The sequence below is a fragment of the Streptomyces sp. XM4193 genome (assembly GCF_023072595.1).
In the GTDB taxonomy this organism is placed as follows: Bacteria; Actinomycetota; Actinomycetes; order Streptomycetales; family Streptomycetaceae; genus Streptomyces.
In genome coordinates, this window is sequence record NZ_JALLGK010000005.1 from 338613 (window position 1) to 354624 (window position 16012).

Genomic DNA, 16012 nt, shown 5'->3' on the forward strand with positions numbered 1-16012 from the left:
GGCAGGGGCGCGAGCCATGACAGCGGAGCCCGGGACGACCGAGCCCGAATCGGCGCGGTCCGGCAGCGCGGGACCGTCCTCCGAGCCGCCTGCCCGCAGCGGCCCCAGCCGTCGAGGGCTGCTGCTCGGCGGCGGCGCCGTGCTGCTGGCCGGTTCCGCGGCCTACACCCAGCGCGAGACCCTGCGGCGCTGGTGGTGGCGGCTTCCGGGGAACGAAAAGCCGCGCACGGAGGGCGAGGTCGACCACCGGGGCGCCGAATGGGTCGCCGCCTCCTCGGCCAACTGGCGCCGCGCAAACCGTCCGGACGACTACCGGATCGACCGAGTGATCGTCCACGTCATCCAGGGCGACTACGCGGTCGCGCTGAAGGTCTTCCAGGACGCCGGCCACGGCGCCGCCGCGCACTACGTGCTGCGCACCTCGGACGGCCATGTCGCCCAGACCGTGCGGGAGTTGGACGTCGCCTTCCACGCGGGCAACCGCGAGTACAACGAGCGAAGCATCGGCATCGAGCACGAGGGCTTCGTCGACCGCAGGGAGGGCTTCACCGAGGAGATGTACCGCGCATCCGCGAAGCTGACCGCCGACATCTGCGACCGGCACTCCATACCGAAGGACCGCCGTCACATCATCGGCCACCACGAGGTGCCCGGTGCCGACCACACCGACCCGGGGGAGCACTGGGACTGGGAGCGCTATCTGCGCCTGGTCAGGGCCGTCCCGCCGCGCCCCACCGCCGATCCGGGAGCGGCCGGCGGCAGCAGGGGCTGAGCCGCGCGCTCCTGGGCCCGCGCCCGGAGCAGCGGCGTCCGGCCGGTCGGTGTCCGACCGGTGGCGCGCGCCGCTCGGCGTACGGGCGGTGTGCGTGGCCGGGCGAAGCGGCTCGGTTTTCCGCGGCCGTGCGGCGCCGGGCCCGGGGCGTACGCGCGGTGGGGGCGGCTCAGCTGAGCCCTGCGGTGCGGGCGCGTTCCACGGCCGGGCCGATCACCTTCGCCAGCTCGCGCACGTCCTCCGCGGTCGAGGTGTGCCCCAGCGAGAAGCGCAGCGTGCCGCGCGCCAGCGTCGGGTCTGCGCCGGTGGCGAGCACCACATGGCTGGGCTGCGCGACCCCCGCGGTGCAGGCCGATCCGGTGGAGGCCTGGATCCCCTGGGCGTCCAGCAGCAGGAGCAGCGAGTCGCCCTCGCAGCCGGGGAAGGCGAAGTGGGCGTTGGCGGGCAGTCGGCCGGCCGGGTCCGGATCTCCGCCGAGCACCGCGTCCGGCACCGCGGCCCGGACCGCCGCCACCAACTCGTCACGAAGCCCCGCCACCCGCGCGGCGAACTCGCCGCGCCGCTGCGCGGCCAGCTCCGCCGCCACCGCGAAGGCGGCGATCGCGGGCACGTCGAGCGTCCCGGACCGTACGTCGCGCTCCTGGCCGCCGCCGTGCAGCAGTGGCTCCGGAGTCTGGTCTCGGCCCAGCAGCAGCGCGCCGACGCCGTACGGGCCGCCGATCTTGTGGCCGCTGACGGTCAGGGCCGCCAGCCCCGGGTGGTCGAAACCGACCTCCACCTGGCCGACCGCCTGGATCGCGTCGGAGTGCAGCGGAATGTCGAACTCGGCGGCCTCGGCGGCGAGTCGGGGGACCGGCAGCAGCGTGCCGATCTCGTTGTTCGCCCACATCGCGGTGATCAGCGCGACCTTCCGCGGATCCGCGCGTTCGACGGCCGCGCGCAGTGCCTCGGGCTCGACCCGGCCGTGCCCGTCCACCTCGATCCACACGATCTCCGCGCCCTCGTGGTCGGTGAGCCAGTGGGCCGCGTCCAGCACCGCATGGTGCTCGACCGGGCTGACCAGCAGCTTGCGCCGGGACGGATCGGCTGCCCGCCGGGACCAGTACAGGCCCTTTACCGCCAGGTTGTCGGCCTCGGTCCCGCCGGCGGTGAAGACGACTTCGGAGGGACGAGCGCCCAGCGCGGCGGCCAGCCGCTCGCGCGACTCCTCGACCGTCCGGCGAGCCCTGCGCCCGGCGCTGTGCAGGGAGGAGGCGTTGCCGGCGAGCGGCAGTTGCGCGGTCATCTCCCGTACCGCCTCCGGGAGCATGGGCGTGGTGGCGGCGTGATCGAGGTAGGCCATGATTCCTCGATTCTACGGTTCCGCTTGCGACCCCCGCGGGCGCCCGTACGGGGGAACGGCCCGGCAGGGAACAGGCGTTGCTGACGAGGCATCAGTTCCGGCGGGCTGCGGGCTGCGGGTGGCCGCCGGGGTCGGGGTCGCGTGGCCGGCTGTCGACGGTCGGGCCGGACGGGCGGTGGCCGAACCCCCCCCGCGGCCGTGGAGGTCGGCGCCTCGGAGTCGCGGTGCCGCGGAGTCGCGGTGCGGCGGTCAGGGCTTCGGCAGGGAGTGTGCCGTGTCCTCGTCGGTCAGCGGCGCGCAGAGGTCCCCGAGCCGCTCCAGTCGTTCCGGGACCGAGCGGATGTCGAAGCTCAACTGGTCGGGTTCGGTGCAGTCGCCGACCTCGTCCCAGGTCACGGGGGTGGAGACGGTGGGGGCGTGTGCGCCGGCGCGCACGGTGTACGGGGCGGCCGTCGTTTTGGCGCGGGAGTTCTGGCTGTAGTCGATGAAAACCCGGCCGCGCCGCAGTGACTTGTCCATCCGGTGCACCGCGAGCCCGGGCAGGGCGGCCTCCGCCTCCTGCGCGAGGCCGCGCGTGTACGCCACCACCTCCTCGGACGGAGTGGGGGCGATGGCCGCGAGCAGATGGAGCCCGGCCGAGCCGGATGTCTTGGGGAGTGCCGAGATGCCGTCCGTGGCCAGTCGCTCGCGCAGCCAGAGCGCGACCGTGCAGCACTCCGCGATGGTCGCCGGACTGCCGGGGTCGAGGTCCACCACGAGCCGGTCGGCCGCATCCGGCGACGCGGCCCGCCACTGGGGTACGTGCAGCTCGGTCACCAGATTGGCAGACCAGATCAGGCTCGGCAGATCGTTCAGCAGTACTTGGCGGGCGTGCGGGGCGTCCCGCCGCGGCACCTGCGCGGTGGCGACCCAGGAGGGTGTGCCCGGCGGCACGTTCTTGGCGAAGAAGCGCTGGCCGGAGGGGCCGTCGGGGAAGCGCAGAAAGCTGACCGGGCGGCCCGCGAGGTGCGGCAGCACGGCCCAAGCGCAGGCGGCATGGAAATGCAGCAGCTCCCCCTTGGTGGTGCCGTCCGGATACAGCACCTTCTCCAGGTTGCTCAGCGCAACCCGTCGACCCTCCACGACCGTCATCGGCGACATACCCTGAGAATCGCACAAAGCGGTCAAGTGAGGTGATCTCGTGCGATCGATCTGGAAGGGGTCTCTCTCCTTCGGGCTGGTCAGCATCCCGATCCAGCTGTACGGCGCCACCGAGAACCATCGGGTCAGCTTCCACCAGGTGCACACCAAGGAGGGCTGCGGCGGCCGTATCCGCTACCGGAAGTTCTGCGATCTGGAGGACGTCGAGGTCCAGTCCGACGAGATCGGCAAGGGCTACACGGCTGACGACGGGTCCACCGTCGTGCTCACCGAGGAGGACCTGGCCTCGCTGCCGCTGCCCACCGCCAAGACCATCGAGATCCTGAGCTTTCTGCCGGCCTCCGAGATCGACCCGATCCAGCTGGACAAGCCCTACTACCTGGCGACCGACCACGCGGCCGCGGCGAAACCGTACGTGCTGCTCCGCTCGGCACTGACCCGCTCGGGCAAAGCCGCCGTCGCCAAGTTCGCGCTGCGGGGGAGGGAGGCGCTCGGCCTGCTGCGGGTGGTGGACGACACGCTCGTACTGCACTCGATGCTCTGGCCCGACGAGGTCCGCTCCGCCGGCGGGATGGCGCCCGATGCCTCCGTGACCGTGCGCGAGGCGGAGCTGGACATGGCGGAGACGCTGATGGAGTCGCTCGGCGAGCTGGACTGGAGCGAGCTGCACGACGAGTACCGGGAGGCGGTGCAGGAGCTCGTCGCGGCCAAGCAGCAGGGCCGCTCGCCCTCGGAGCCGGCAGCGGCGCCGAGCGGCGGCAAGGTGATCGATCTGATGTCCGCGCTGGAGAGCAGCGTCGCCGCCGCGCGGGAGGCCAGGGGCGAGTCCGAGGCGACCGTGACGGAGCTGAAGTCGCCGCAGAAGAAGGCGACTTCGGCGCTGCCCTCGGCCGGCGGGTCGGGCGGGCGCGGGAAGAAGGGGGCGTCCGCGAAGACCGCCAAGCGGCCCGCCGCGAAGGCGTCCAAGGCGGCGAAGAAGTCCGCGACAGGCGGCGGGCGCTCCGCGACCACCAAGAAGGCCGCTGCCCGCGGCAGCGCCAAGAAGACCGCGGCCAAGCGCACCGAGCCGGCGAAGAAGGCCGCGAGCCGCAAGCGGGCCTCCTGACCGTGCGCCGCCGCGGCACACCTCCCGCCGAGGCTGCCGCCGGAGCGCCGGCGGGACGCCTCGCAGGATGCCCCCGCGGGCCGTCAGCACTGCCAGAGGAACGCGGCCTCGCCGCACGGCGAGCAGAAGAACGCGTAGCCGCACCCGCCACCGCCGAACCCCAGGTCCGACTCGTGGTCGTGGCCCTCCTCCAACTGCGCCGCGAAGGACATCCGACCCTCGCACGCCGGACACTCGGGCACTTCCTCGCCCTGGAGCCAGCTGGGCTCGCCGCCCCACGCTCCGAGCACCTGCCGCGGCGACACGCCTCGGCTCTCGGCCCAACTGCCTCTCGCCTCGTCGTAGTTGGCGGCCTCCACCTGCTGGTGGGCGACGGCGGCGCTCGCGGCCACCAGCGTCTCCCCCCGAGGCGGCTCGGCGGCCGTGAGCGCCGCCTCGGCAGGGAAGAGCCTCGCGGTGTTGCCGCCCGAGGCCGGGTCCCACTCGTCGCACATCCCGGGGTCGTTCTGGCACATCCAGACGGCGAGCGTGCCGCTGCCCTCGGCGGATCCCTTCGGGCCCTGCTCCGCCAGCTCGTCCAGGCGCAGTTGGGCGATGAACCGCATGGGCAGCCCGCACTCGCCGCAGGACGGCCACTCGAACCCCGGGGGCACCAGCGGGACACCGCCGGTGCGGGTCACATGGGCGGTGTCCTCGGGGCCTGCGTAAGTCATCAGTGTGAACACGCGACCCAACCTAGCCACCGCCACTGACAACGGCCCCGACGGGCGGTCGGCTCGCGCCGTCGTTTCCCGTGCGCCCCTGACGCCTCTGTCACTCCTGACGTCTCTGCCGCCGACCGCCCGCACGACCGCGCCCGGCGGCCGTGGTGTAAGCACGGCCGCCGGGCGCGGTCTCGTATCGGCCCGGCCGCTCTCGACGCGGCGAGCGCGGCGTCAGCTGCCGTTCTCGGCCTGGAACATCCAGTGGTGCTTCTCCAACTCGCCGGTGAGGCTGATGAAGATGTCCTCGGTGACCGGGTCGGCCTTGCCCGCGGCCTTCATCCGGTCGCGCATGCGGCTGACGACCCCGCTCAGCGAGTTGACCATCGCGTCGACCGCGTCGGTGTCCTGCTGCCAGCCCTCCGCGACGGTGCTGATGCCCGTCGTCGCGGCGACGGTCCCCACCCGGCCGTCGGGGGACACCCCGAGGGCCGAGGCGCGCTCGGCGACGGTGTCGCTGTACTGGCGCGCGGTGTCGACCACCTCGTCGAGCTGGAGGTGGATCGAGCGGAACCGCGGGCCGACGATGTTCCAGTGGGTCTGCTTGGCGACCAGCGACAGGTCGACGAGGTCGACCAGCGCGCCCTGCAGGACCCCGGCCACCACCTTGAGGTCTTCGTCCGGAAGCGTGCTCTTGACGGCGTACATCCTTGGACCACTCACTTTCGTGCTGCTCGTGGATTCTCGGACCCCGTTCGCCAGCGTACGACCTGCCGACGGCACGCGCGTGTGCGCGGCTCGTGCACCGGGCGCGCGGCGAGGGGGCCCGGGCCGGCGGGACGCAACCGGGGGAACGGCACGTCGGGGGACGGGGGCGGAGAGGCCGGGCGGTGGCGGCTCAGGCGGCGTGTGCCAGCAGTCGCGGACGGCCGAAGAGAGCGGCCAGTTGGTCGTACTCGGCCAGGCAGCGCGCGGTGCCCAGGGCCACGCAGGTCGTCGGATCGTCGGCGACCACCACCGGCATCCCGGTGGTGCGGGAGATGCGCTCGTCCAGGCCGCGCAGCAGGGCGCCGCCGCCGGTGAGGACGATGCCGCGCTCCATGATGTCGCTGTAGAGCTCGGGCGGGCACTCGTCGAAGGCCGAGGTGACCATCTCGGTGATGGCCTCCAGCGCCGGCTCGACGACCTCCAGCAGTTCGGCGGTGCTGAGGTCGGCGTACTTGGGCATGCCGGTCGACTTGTCGCGTCCGTGCACCTGGACGCCCGCGCCGCGGCCCAGCTCCAACTTGACCCGTTCGGCGGTGCTTTCGCCGATGGTCACGGAGTGCTCGCGGTCGGCGTGCGCGACGATCGCCGCGTCCAGCGAGTCGCCGGCGATCCGGCAGGACCGCGAGATGACGGTGCCGCCCAGCGAGATGATCGACAGTTCGGTGGTGCCGCCGCCCAGGTCCACGACCATCGACCCCTGGGGCTCGTACACCGGCAGACCGGCGCCGATCGCGGCGGCCATCGGCTGCTCCACCAGATGGACGGACCTGGCCCCGGCCCGTGCGGTGGTCTGGAGCACGGCCTGTCGTTCGACCTCGGTGATGCCCCGGGGGACCGAGACGATCGCACGGGGTGCGCGGGCGCGGGCGGTGCGGGCCCTGCGCAGACAGCGCCTCAGCAGCGCCTCCGCCGCGTCCAGATCGGTGATGACTCCTTTGCCGAGCGGCCGGGACGCGACCACCGAGCCCGAGGCGCGGCCCACCGCGTCCGCTGCTTCCCTGCCGACGGCCCTCACCTTGCCGTTCGCGGAGTCGACCGCGACGACTGACGGTTCGTTCAGGATGATCCCTCTGCCTCGGCTGCAGACCAGGGTGTTGGTGGTGCCGAGGTCTATGCCGATGTCCCGGGTGCTGAACGACGTGCGCTTTGCCATTTCGACCCCGCTACTCCGTGGGATTTGCGCTTTATGTCGGAACTGCTCGTGCAGCATACCGAGCGGGCCCGCGACGCGCTGGCTGACCAGCAAGTTGCTCCGCCTCCCGCACTCCGACGCCGCGCTCGCATATGGGTGCCCGTCACGACGCCGGCTGCCGGTGCGTCATCATGTGGACATGGCAACGCATCTGATCACGGGAGCCGGCTCGGGCATCGGAGCGGAGGTGGCGCGCGCACTGCTGGAGCGGGGCGACGAGGTCTGGCTGCTCGCCAGGGACGCCGGTCGGGCGAAGGAGACGGCGGCGCAGTTCGCGCCGGTGGCCGAGGAGCACGGCGGGCGACTGCGCACCCTCGTCGGCGATCTGGCCCAACCGTCCCGGCTCTCCTGGGCGTTCGGCCACCAGACGATGCCCGCCGAGCTGGACTCGCTGCTGCACATCGCGGGAGTCGTCGACCTCGGCCGGGTGGACGAACTCACCCCGAAGGTGTGGGACGCGACGCTTGCCGCCAATCTGGTGGCGCCGGCCGAGCTGACCCGCCTGATGCTCCCGCAGGTGCGACTGGTCCGCGGTCACGTCGTCTTCGTCAACTCCGGCGCAGGCCTCCACGCGCACCCGCACTGGAGCGCCTACGCCGCGAGCAAGCACGGGCTCAAGGCGCTCGCCGACTCGCTGCGGGGCGAGGAGGCAGCCGCGGGCGTACGTGTCACCAGCGTCTATCCGGGTCGCACCGCCACCCCCATGCAGGCCAAGGTGCACCGGCAGGAGGGCAAGGAGTACGACCCGCAGTCGTGGATCGACCCGGCTTCGGTGGCCAGGACCGTCCTCGCCGCGATCGACCTGCCGCGCGACGCTCACCTGACCGACCTCACGGTGCGCCCCGGCTCCTGACGGCGTCCGGCCGGATGGCCCGGCAGCGGGCGACCGTAGGCGCCCGGGCCGGCCGAACCGGTGGCGGCGTGCGTTCGGCGGGGCCCCGGCTGCTGCCGCGACCGACTGCCGGCGGGCCGGCCGAAGGGGCCGGTGGGGACGGGGCCGCTGCGGGATTCCGTAGGCTTCCGGGCGTGAGTGAGACAGGGAAGTTCAGCTGGGGCCCCGGCGCCGCCACCGGGATCGGTTCGATGCCGGGCGAGGACGTCAGAGAGTCGGTCAGGACCGTCGTCGAGAGCCTCGAGGCGCTGCCGTATCTGCCCGAACTGCCCTCCCGGGGGCCGGGCGCCGACATGGTGGGCCGGACCGCGGGGCTGCTGGTGGAGCTGTACGCGCACCTCCAGCCCAGCGGCTGGCGGATCGCCGACCGGCCCGGGCGGGACACCCGGCGGGCGCGCGCCTGGCTGGGCGAGGACCTGGACGCGCTGGAGGAGTTCACCCAGGGCTACCGGGGCCCGCTGAAGGTCTCCGCCGTCGGACCGTGGACGCTCGCCGCCTCGATGGAGCTGCGCGGCGGGGAGGCGATGCTCTCGGACGCCGGCGCCTGCCGGGACCTGGCCGGTTCGCTCGCCGAGGGGCTGCGCGGCCACCTCGCCGAGCTGCGGCGCCGGGTGCCCGGCGCCGAGCCCGTGCTCCAGCTCGACGAGCCCTCGCTGACCGCGGTGCTGGCCGGTCGGGTGGCGAGTGCGAGCGGCTACCGCACCCACCGTGCGGTGGACCGCGCGGTGGTGGAGGGCGTGCTGCGGGACTTCGTCGCGGTGGCCGACGGGGCGCCGGTGGTGGTGCACTCCTGCGCTCCGGACGTGCCGTTCGCGCTGCTGCGCAGGGCTGGGGTCACCGGCATCTCCTTCGACGCGGCTCTGCTGACCGAGCGTGACGACGAGGCGCTGGGCGAGGCCGTCGAGGGCGGCACTGCATTGTTCGCGGGCGTCGTACCGGGCGCCGGGAGCGACGCGGCGGAATTGTCAGACCCGGACGGTAGCGTCTCGGGAGTCAGGTCGCTGTGGCGCAGGTTGGGCCTGTCACCGGGGCTGCTCACCGAATCGGTGGTGGTCTCCCCCTCGTGCGGGCTCGCCGGAGCTTCTCCGGCGTACGCCCGGCGTGCCCTCGCCCACTGCGCCCGGTCGGCGAGATCCCTCGCCAACGACCCTGAGTAACGGGAGGAACAGACGGTGGCTGCCGAAGAGACAGGTGTACCGGCCGAGGCACAGCAGCGGCACGCGGCCCTGGCCGAGGAGGTCGACGAGCACCGCTTCCGGTACTACGTGAAGGACGCCCCGGTCGTCAGCGACGCCGAGTTCGACCGGCTGCTGCGGGAGTTGGAGGCGCTGGAGGAGCAGTACGGCTCGCTGCGCACCCCGCAGTCGCCGACCCAGCAGGTGGCCCGCCGCTACGAGACGGAGTTCACCGAGGTCGCCCACCGCGAGCGGATGCTCTCGCTGGACAACGCCTTCGACGAGGAGGAGCTCGACTCCTGGGCGGACCGGATCGCCCGTGAGCTGGAGGGGCTGTCCTACCACTTCCTCTGCGAGCACAAGATCGACGGACTCGCGGTCAACCTCACCTACGAGCAGGGCCGGTTGGTGCGCGCCGCCACCCGGGGCGACGGCCGCACCGGCGAGGACATCACCCCCAACGTCCGCACGCTGGAGGACATTCCGCACCGGCTGAGCGGCGAGCGGGTGCCCGACCTCGTCGAGGTGCGCGGCGAGGTCTACTTCCCGATGGAGAGCTTCGCCGACCTCAACGCCCGGCTGGTCGGCGAGGGCAAGACCCCCTTCGCCAACCCGCGCAACGCCGCGGCCGGTTCACTGCGCCAGAAGGACCCGAAGGTCACCGCCACCCGCCCGCTGCGCATGCTGGTGCACGGCATCGGGGCGCTGGAGGGCGAGAGCATGAGCCGGCTCTCCGAGGCGTACGAGCTGCTGGCCGAGTGGGGACTGCCGACCTCGCGGTACAACCGCGTGGTCGATTCGCTCGAAGGTGTGCGGAAGTTCATCAAGGACGCCGCCGCCAACCGGCGCGGCATGGCGCACGAGATCGACGGCGCGGTCGTCAAGCTCGACGAGATCCCGCTGCAGGGGCGGCTGGGCTCGACCTCCCGGGCGCCGCGCTGGGCGATCGCCTGGAAGTTCCCGCCCGAAGAGGTGAACACCAGGCTCGTCGACATCAGGGTCGGTGTCGGCCGGACGGGCAGAGTCACGCCGTACGCCGTGGTGGAGCCGGTGACGGTGGCCGGCAGCGAGGTGGAGTTCGCCACCCTGCACAACCAGGAAGTGGTGCGCGCCAAGGGCGTGTTCATCGGTGACACGGTGGTGCTGCGCAAGGCGGGCGACGTCATCCCGGAGATCCTCGGGCCGGTGGCGGACCTGCGGGACGGCAGCGAGCGCGAGTTCGTGATGCCCTCCCACTGCCCGGACTGCGACACCGAGCTGCGGGCGATGAAGGAGGGCGACATCGACCTCCGCTGCCCCAACGCCCGTTCCTGCCCGGCCCAGTTGCGCGAGCGGCTCTTCTACCTCGCCGGGCGCAAATCGCTGGACATCGAGCACTTCGGCTATGTGGCCGCAGCCGCTCTGACCCAGCCGCTGGAGCCCGCCGAGCCCCCGCTGCGCGACGAGGGAGGGCTGTTCGACCTGACGGTGGAGCAGCTGCTGCCCATCAAGACGTACGTGCTCGACCAGGACAGCGGGCTGCCCAAGCGCGACCCGGAGTCCGGCGAGCCGAAGGTCGTCACCCTGTTCGCCAACCAGAAGGGCGAGCCCCGGAAGAACACCCTGGCCCTCCTGGAGAACATCCGCGCGGCCAAGGAGCGTCCGCTCGCGCGGGTCATCACCGGGCTCTCCATCCGGCACGTCGGCCCGGTCGCCGCCGAGGCGCTGGCGCGCAAGTTCCGTTCGCTGGAGCGCATCGCCGAGGCGGAGGAGACGGAGCTCGCCGTCACCGAGGGTGTCGGACCGACGATCGCGGCGTCCCTCAAGAGCTGGTTCGCGGAGGAGTGGCACCGAGAGATCGTGGAGCGCTGGCGGGCCGCCGGAGTGCGCATGGAGGAGGAGGGCGGCGAGGAGAGCGGGCCGAGACCGCTGGACGGCCTGACCGTCGTGGTGACCGGCACCCTGGACTCCTACACCCGCGACGCGGCGCGGGACGCGCTCCAGCAGCAGGGCGCGAAGGTGACCGGATCGGTGTCGAAGAAGACCCACTTCGTCGTCGCCGGCGCCAGTCCGGGCTCCAAGTACGACAAGGCCGTCCAGCTCAAGGTGCCCCTTCTGGACGACGCCGGCCTCGGCGTCCTGCTGGCCGAAGGGCCCGATGCGGCCAGGGAAAGTGCGGTAAACCCGACTGAATAGCCTGGGCAGTTGGGTAACGTTCGACTGAACGGCCGTACGGAGCGCCCTGGTTGACTCGCCGTCACCTTTTTCGGTGGACGCGGGAGAGGGGCCTGGTGGAGCGCGTGTCCGGGTCCGCGGGGCCGGGCTTTCGGACACCCGGCGACTGCTGCCCCGAAGCGGGCGCCACCAGCAGCTTCCGCGCGCCCGCCGTGGCATGGCACTGAAGGCCGGGAGAGGGACGCATGCAGCAGAATCCGCAGGACCGGGCGGCGCGAGCGAGAACTCGCCCTCCCCGTCCCGGTTTCGCGGGTCCCCAGGAGCGGCACTCACAGAGAGTGAAGCCTTCTCGGTTGTACGGCGCGCGGGAGGATCAGCGCTTCGCGCTGCCCGCTCTGGTGGTCGTCGGTGCGCTCCTGGCGCTGCTGGTCGGCGTCCTCCGGGTGCTCGACGACGGCCGGGCGCTCTTCCCCGGCAGCACGGTCGGCTGGGGCCTGGCGATCCTGACCGGCATCATCGTCGGCCATCTCGTCGCGCTCGGGCGCGACCGCTGGTGGGGCGGCACCGGTTCGGGTGCCGCCCTCACCCTGGCGGTGCTGCTGCTGTACGGCTGGGTGCCGGCCGCGCTCGTCAGTCTTGTCCTGGTCGTCCTGGTCGCGGTCGCGCGCCGCAGTCGCCGTCGGGAGGCGCTGGTGCACGGCGCCGCGGACATCCTCGGCATCGGCGCCTCGGCGCTCACCATGGCAGCGTTCGGCACCTCCCACTCCGTGGAGTCGCCCTGGACGCCGGGGGACTGGCAGCCGGCAGCCGTGCCCGAAGTGCTCATCGCCGCCTGCACCTATCTGCTGGTCACCCGGCTGCTGCTCTGGTTCTGCCTCTCACCGCGCGGCGGCGGCCTGCCGACCGCGACCCGGGGCGCGCTGGTCCGCCAGGCCCTGCTCTGCGTCGCCCTGCTCGGCCTCTCGCCGCTGATCGTGGTGGTGGCGGTCCACATGCCGTTGCTGCTCCCGCTGTTCGCCATACCGCTCATCGCCGTCGACTCCACCCTGTGGATGGCGCGGGCTCGCGCCGAGGAGCAGCTGCGCGACCCTCTGACGGGTCTGCCGAACCGCATGTGGCTCATGGAGCGGGCCCGGATGGCCTTGGACGAGGCCGAGCGGCAGCAGACCAAGTCCGCTCTCGTCCTGATAGACCTCGACCGGTTCCGCTCGGTCAACGACACCCTCGGCCATCTCGCCGGCGACCGGCTGCTGTTGCAGATCGCCGACCGGCTCCGCCTCGCACTGCCCCGCGGCGCCGAGGCGGCCCGTCTGGGCGGCGACGAGTTCGCCGTGCTGCTGCCGCAGACCCATTCGGCCACGAGCGCCCAGCGCTCCGCCCGCACCCTGGTCGCAGCTCTCGGTTCACCACTGGATCTGGACGGGCTGACCCTGGTCCTGGAGGCGAGCGCCGGTGTCGCGGTCTTCCCCGACCACGCGGACGAGGCCGAGGGGCTGCTGCGCCGTGCCGACGTGGCCATGTACGCGGCGAAGCGGGACCGCAGCGGCGTGGAGGTCTACGACAGCCACCGCGACGGCAACACCCCGGACCGGCTGGGTCTGTTGGGCGATCTGCGCCGCGCCCTGGACGCCGGCGAGGTGGAGCTGCACTACCAGCCCAAGGTGCGGTTCAACGGCGAGGTGGCGGGGCTGGAGGCCCTGGTGCGCTGGCGGCACCCGGAGCGCGGCAGGGTCCCGCCGGACGAGTTCATCGCCATCGCGGAGAGCTCCGGGCTGATGCCGCGGCTGACCGAGTACGTGCTGGAGACCGCACTGCTCCAGGTCGCCAACTGGCGGGCGGCCGGCCTGGACGTCCCGGTCGCCGTCAACGTCTCCCCGAGGGATGTGCACAGTCCCGGCTTCGCCGGCTCCGTCGCGGCCCGGCTCGCCCGGCACGGCGTACCGGCCTCCGCGCTCCAGTTGGAGATCACCGAGCATGTGCTCCTGGAGGAGCCCCAGCAGGCGGCGGCCACCCTGGCGGCACTGACCGGCCACGGGGTGAAGATGTCGCTGGACGACTTCGGCACCGGTTACTCCTCGCTCGTGCATCTGCGGCGGCTGCCGGTCAGCGAGTTGAAGATCGACCGCTCCTTCGTCGCCCGGCTGGCGATCGACACTCAGGACGCCGAGATCGTCCGCTGCACCATCGACCTCGCCCACTCGCTCGGTCTGCTGGTGGTCGCCGAGGGCGTGGAGGACGACGAGACCTGGGAGCGCCTTCGGGACCTGGGCTGCGACGCCGTACAGGGCTGGCTGGTCTCGGCCGCGCTGCCGCCGGCCGAGGCGACGTCCTGGCTGCGCGCCCGCGACTCGGTGCGGGCGCCGGTGCCGCCCGCGCTCGTCCAGGACCCGGAGCGGGCCGAGCCCGCGTCGGTTCCGGCCCCGGCCGAGCCGCCCGCGGAAAGCGCCGGCGCGGAGCGGGACCCCTCCGAGACCCAGCCGATGCGCAAACCGCTGTCGCCGCAGGGCAGAGCGGGTCGCGGCCGGAGCTGAGGCCCGCGTCGGCTCCTTGCCGCGGCCCGCTCCCCACGGGCGGGCGGCATCCAGTGCGCCGCGCGCCATAGGATTGGGCAACCGATCCGGAGTCGCTCCGGACCAGACTGCCAAGAACCCCTAAGGATCGCCGCATGCCTGGCATTACGCGCGAGGAGGTCGCTCACCTCGCCCGGCTGGCTCGCCTGGAGCTGAAGGACGAGGAGCTCGACCACTTCGCCGGACAGCTCGACGACATCATCGGAGCGGTCGCCGCCGTCTCCGAGGTCGCCGACGAGGATGTTCCGCCGACCTCGCACCCGCTTCCACTGACCAACGTGATGCGCCCGGACGAGGTCCGGCCGAGTCTCACCGCGGACCAGGCGCTCTCCGGCGCCCCCGCGCAGGAGCAGCAGCGTTTCAAGGTCCCGCAGATCCTGGGCGAGGAGTGACCGGCATGGCTGATCTGACCAGACTGACCGCGGCCGAGACCGCGGCGCGCATCGCCGCCGGCGACGTCACCGCTGTCGAGGTGACCGAGGCCCACCTGGCCCGCATCGAGGCCGTCGACGAGAAGGTGCACGCCTTCCTGCACGTCGACCGGGAGGGCGCGCTGGCCGCCGCCCGCCGGGTGGACGAGAAGCGGGAGCGCGGCGAGAAGCTCGGCCCGCTGGCCGGCGTTCCGCTGGCGCTCAAGGACATCTTCACCACCGAGGGCGTACCGACCACGGTCGGCTCCAAGATCCTCGAAGGGTGGGTCCCGCCGTACGACGCGACGGTCACCCGCAGGCTCAAGGAAGCCGACGTGGTGATCCTCGGCAAGACCAACATGGACGAGTTCGCGATGGGCTCCTCCACGGAGAACAGCGCGTACGGCCCCACCGGCAACCCCTGGGACCTCACCCGCATTCCGGGCGGCTCCGGCGGCGGTTCCTCCGCCGCGCTCGCCTCCTTCCAGGCCCCGCTGGCGATCGGCACCGACACCGGCGGTTCCATCCGTCAGCCGGCCGCCGTGACCGCGACCGTGGGAGTGAAGCCGACCTACGGGGGCGTCTCCCGCTACGGCATGGTGGCCTTCTCCTCCTCGCTCGACCAGGGCGGCCCCTGCGCCCGCACCGTGCTCGACGCGGCCCTGCTGCACGAGGCGATCGCCGGCCACGACGCGATGGACTCCACCTCCATCGACGCCGCTGTCCCGCAGGTCGTCGCCGCGGCGCGGGAGGGCCGTGAGGGCGGCGTCAAAGGTGTGCGCGTCGGCGTCGTCAAGGAGTTCGCCGGCGAGGGCTATCAGGCCGGTGTGATGCAGCGGTTCGAGGAGTCGGTGGAGCTGCTGCGGGAGCTGGGTGCCGAGATCGTCGAGATCTCCTGCCCGTCCTTCATTAAGGCACTGGCCGCGTACTACCTGATCGCGCCCAGCGAGTGCTCCTCCAACCTCGCCCGTTTCGACGCCATGCGCTACGGCCTGCGGGTCGGCGACGACGGCACGCGTTCGGCCGAGGACGTCACCGCGCTCACCCGTGAGGCGGGCTTCGGCGACGAGGTCAAGCGGCGCGTCATGCTGGGCACCTACGCGCTCAGCTCGGGCTACTACGACGCCTACTACGGCTCGGCGCAGAAGGTCCGCACCCTGATCACCCGGGACTTCGAGCGGGCCTTCGAGTCGGTGGACGTGCTCGTCTCGCCGACCACCCCGACCACCGCCTTCCCGATCGGCGAGCGGGCGGACGACCCGATGGCGATGTACCTCGCCGATCTGTGCACCATCCCGTCCAACCTGGCCGGCAACGCGGCGATGTCCCTGCCGTGCGGTCTGGCGCCCGAGGACGGGCTGCCGGTGGGGCTGCAGATCATCGCCCCCGCCATGGCCGATGACCGCCTCTACCGTGTGGGTGCGGCCGTGGAGGCCGCTTTCCAGGCACGGTGGGGACACCCGCTGCTTGAGGAGGCACCGTCACTGTGAGCAAGATCAACAAGGCCAAGAGCTTCAAGAAGTCCAAGGCCGGCACCTACCTGTCCATCGGCACCACGCTGTTCGGCGCGGTGAGCATCGCCAAGCAGGTGAAGACCGCTCGCCTGGAGCACGACAAGCTCCAGCTCGTGGACGCGGTCGTCTCCGCGGCGGCCGTGGCCACCGGCATCGCGCTGCTGGTGCGCGAGCTGCGCCGGATCAGCAACGAGGGCGACCTCGATGTACTCGCGGACTGAAACGCCCGGCGCGTGGGGCACAGGCCCCGCGCCGAGCGTTTCGAGCAAGGTGAAAG

14 protein-coding genes are annotated in these 16012 nt (G+C 72.5%); 9 read left to right on the forward strand and 5 right to left on the reverse strand.

Translation table 11 applies throughout. The annotated features are described in order from the left end of the window. The first annotated feature begins 16 nt into the window (after positions 1 to 16). Positions 17 to 772, forward strand: coding sequence for an N-acetylmuramoyl-L-alanine amidase (locus MTQ01_RS16690; protein WP_247491208.1), 756 nt, complete (start codon positions 17 to 19; stop codon positions 770 to 772). 169 nt (positions 773 to 941) lie between these two features. On the opposite strand, the gene MTQ01_RS16695 is transcribed toward MTQ01_RS16690, so the two are convergent. Continuing rightward, complete coding sequence (locus MTQ01_RS16695; RefSeq protein ID WP_247491210.1) at positions 942 to 2114, reverse strand: cysteine desulfurase family protein; 1173 nt, start codon at positions 2112 to 2114, stop codon at positions 942 to 944. Positions 2115 to 2363: 249 nt separating this feature from the next. Further along, the gene (gene ligD / locus MTQ01_RS16700) at positions 2364 to 3254 is read right to left on the reverse strand and encodes a non-homologous end-joining DNA ligase (RefSeq protein ID WP_247491211.1); all 891 of its coding nucleotides are present in this window, start codon (positions 3252 to 3254) and stop codon (positions 2364 to 2366) included. Positions 3255 to 3294: 40 nt separating this feature from the next. Between ligD and MTQ01_RS16705 the strand changes: the two genes are divergently transcribed. Beyond that, positions 3295 to 4359 (forward strand): Ku protein, encoded by a 1065-nt coding sequence (locus tag MTQ01_RS16705; protein ID WP_247491213.1) that lies wholly within the window; start codon positions 3295 to 3297, stop codon positions 4357 to 4359. A gap of 83 nt (positions 4360 to 4442) precedes the next feature. Here MTQ01_RS16705 and MTQ01_RS16710 read toward each other — a convergent pair whose 3' ends face one another. From MTQ01_RS16710 to MTQ01_RS16720, 3 genes are all read right to left on the reverse strand, one after another. Beyond that, positions 4443 to 5084 carry a DUF1963 domain-containing protein gene (locus tag MTQ01_RS16710; RefSeq protein WP_247491216.1) on the reverse strand — a complete coding sequence of 214 codons (642 nt, stop codon included), beginning with the start codon at positions 5082 to 5084 and terminating at the stop codon, positions 4443 to 4445. A 210-nt stretch (positions 5085 to 5294) separates the two neighbouring features. Further along, positions 5295 to 5768 (reverse strand): Dps family protein, encoded by a 474-nt coding sequence (locus MTQ01_RS16715; protein ID WP_247491311.1) that lies wholly within the window; start codon positions 5766 to 5768, stop codon positions 5295 to 5297. A 190-nt stretch (positions 5769 to 5958) separates the two neighbouring features. Next, positions 5959 to 6981 carry a rod shape-determining protein gene (locus tag MTQ01_RS16720; protein WP_247491217.1) on the reverse strand — a complete coding sequence of 341 codons (1023 nt, stop codon included), beginning with the start codon at positions 6979 to 6981 and terminating at the stop codon, positions 5959 to 5961. A 178-nt stretch (positions 6982 to 7159) separates the two neighbouring features. On the opposite strand from MTQ01_RS16720, the gene MTQ01_RS16725 reads away from it, so the two are divergent. From MTQ01_RS16725 to MTQ01_RS16755, 7 genes are all read left to right on the forward strand, one after another. Then, entirely contained in the window at positions 7160 to 7873 is a 714-nt protein-coding gene (locus MTQ01_RS16725) for an SDR family oxidoreductase (protein WP_247491219.1), read from the forward strand. Positions 7874 to 8046: 173 nt separating this feature from the next. Continuing rightward, complete coding sequence (locus MTQ01_RS16730) at positions 8047 to 9069, forward strand: methionine synthase (RefSeq protein WP_308294408.1); 1023 nt, start codon at positions 8047 to 8049, stop codon at positions 9067 to 9069. Between the two features lie 15 nt (positions 9070 to 9084). Then, the gene (gene ligA / locus MTQ01_RS16735; protein WP_247491221.1) at positions 9085 to 11262 is read left to right on the forward strand and encodes an NAD-dependent DNA ligase LigA; all 2178 of its coding nucleotides are present in this window, start codon (positions 9085 to 9087) and stop codon (positions 11260 to 11262) included. Positions 11263 to 11486: 224 nt separating this feature from the next. Further along, complete coding sequence (locus tag MTQ01_RS16740; protein WP_374207770.1) at positions 11487 to 13772, forward strand: putative bifunctional diguanylate cyclase/phosphodiesterase; 2286 nt, start codon at positions 11487 to 11489, stop codon at positions 13770 to 13772. A gap of 134 nt (positions 13773 to 13906) precedes the next feature. Further along, complete coding sequence (gatC, locus tag MTQ01_RS16745; RefSeq protein WP_211038694.1) at positions 13907 to 14203, forward strand: Asp-tRNA(Asn)/Glu-tRNA(Gln) amidotransferase subunit GatC; 297 nt, start codon at positions 13907 to 13909, stop codon at positions 14201 to 14203. Between the two features lie 5 nt (positions 14204 to 14208). After that, positions 14209 to 15711: an Asp-tRNA(Asn)/Glu-tRNA(Gln) amidotransferase subunit GatA gene (gene gatA / locus MTQ01_RS16750; protein WP_247491223.1), complete on the forward strand. Its 1503-nt coding sequence runs from the start codon at positions 14209 to 14211 to the stop codon at positions 15709 to 15711. Then, complete coding sequence (locus tag MTQ01_RS16755) at positions 15708 to 15956, forward strand: hypothetical protein (RefSeq protein ID WP_247491225.1); 249 nt, start codon at positions 15708 to 15710, stop codon at positions 15954 to 15956. The genes gatA and MTQ01_RS16755 overlap by 4 nt, the downstream gene beginning before the upstream one ends. The last annotated feature ends 56 nt before the right edge of the window (positions 15957 to 16012 follow it).

Bases quoted from the DNA above. Each gene is read 5' to 3' on its own strand.
- MTQ01_RS16690 (WP_247491208.1), top strand. From the start codon at position 17: ATGACAGCGGAGCCCGGGACGACCGAGCCCGAATCGGCGCGGTCCGGC.
- MTQ01_RS16695 (WP_247491210.1), bottom strand. From the start codon at position 2,114: ATGGCCTACCTCGATCACGCCGCCACCACGCCCATGCTCCCGGAGGCG.
- ligD (WP_247491211.1), bottom strand. From the start codon at position 3,254: ATGTCGCCGATGACGGTCGTGGAGGGTCGACGGGTTGCGCTGAGCAAC.
- MTQ01_RS16715 (WP_247491311.1), bottom strand. From the start codon at position 5,768: ATGTACGCCGTCAAGAGCACGCTTCCGGACGAAGACCTCAAGGTGGTG.
- MTQ01_RS16720 (WP_247491217.1), bottom strand. From the start codon at position 6,981: ATGGCAAAGCGCACGTCGTTCAGCACCCGGGACATCGGCATAGACCTC.
- MTQ01_RS16725 (WP_247491219.1), top strand. From the start codon at position 7,160: ATGGCAACGCATCTGATCACGGGAGCCGGCTCGGGCATCGGAGCGGAG.
- MTQ01_RS16740 (WP_374207770.1), top strand. From the start codon at position 11,487: ATGCAGCAGAATCCGCAGGACCGGGCGGCGCGAGCGAGAACTCGCCCT.
- gatC (WP_211038694.1), top strand. From the start codon at position 13,907: ATGCCTGGCATTACGCGCGAGGAGGTCGCTCACCTCGCCCGGCTGGCT.
- gatA (WP_247491223.1), top strand. From the start codon at position 14,209: ATGGCTGATCTGACCAGACTGACCGCGGCCGAGACCGCGGCGCGCATC.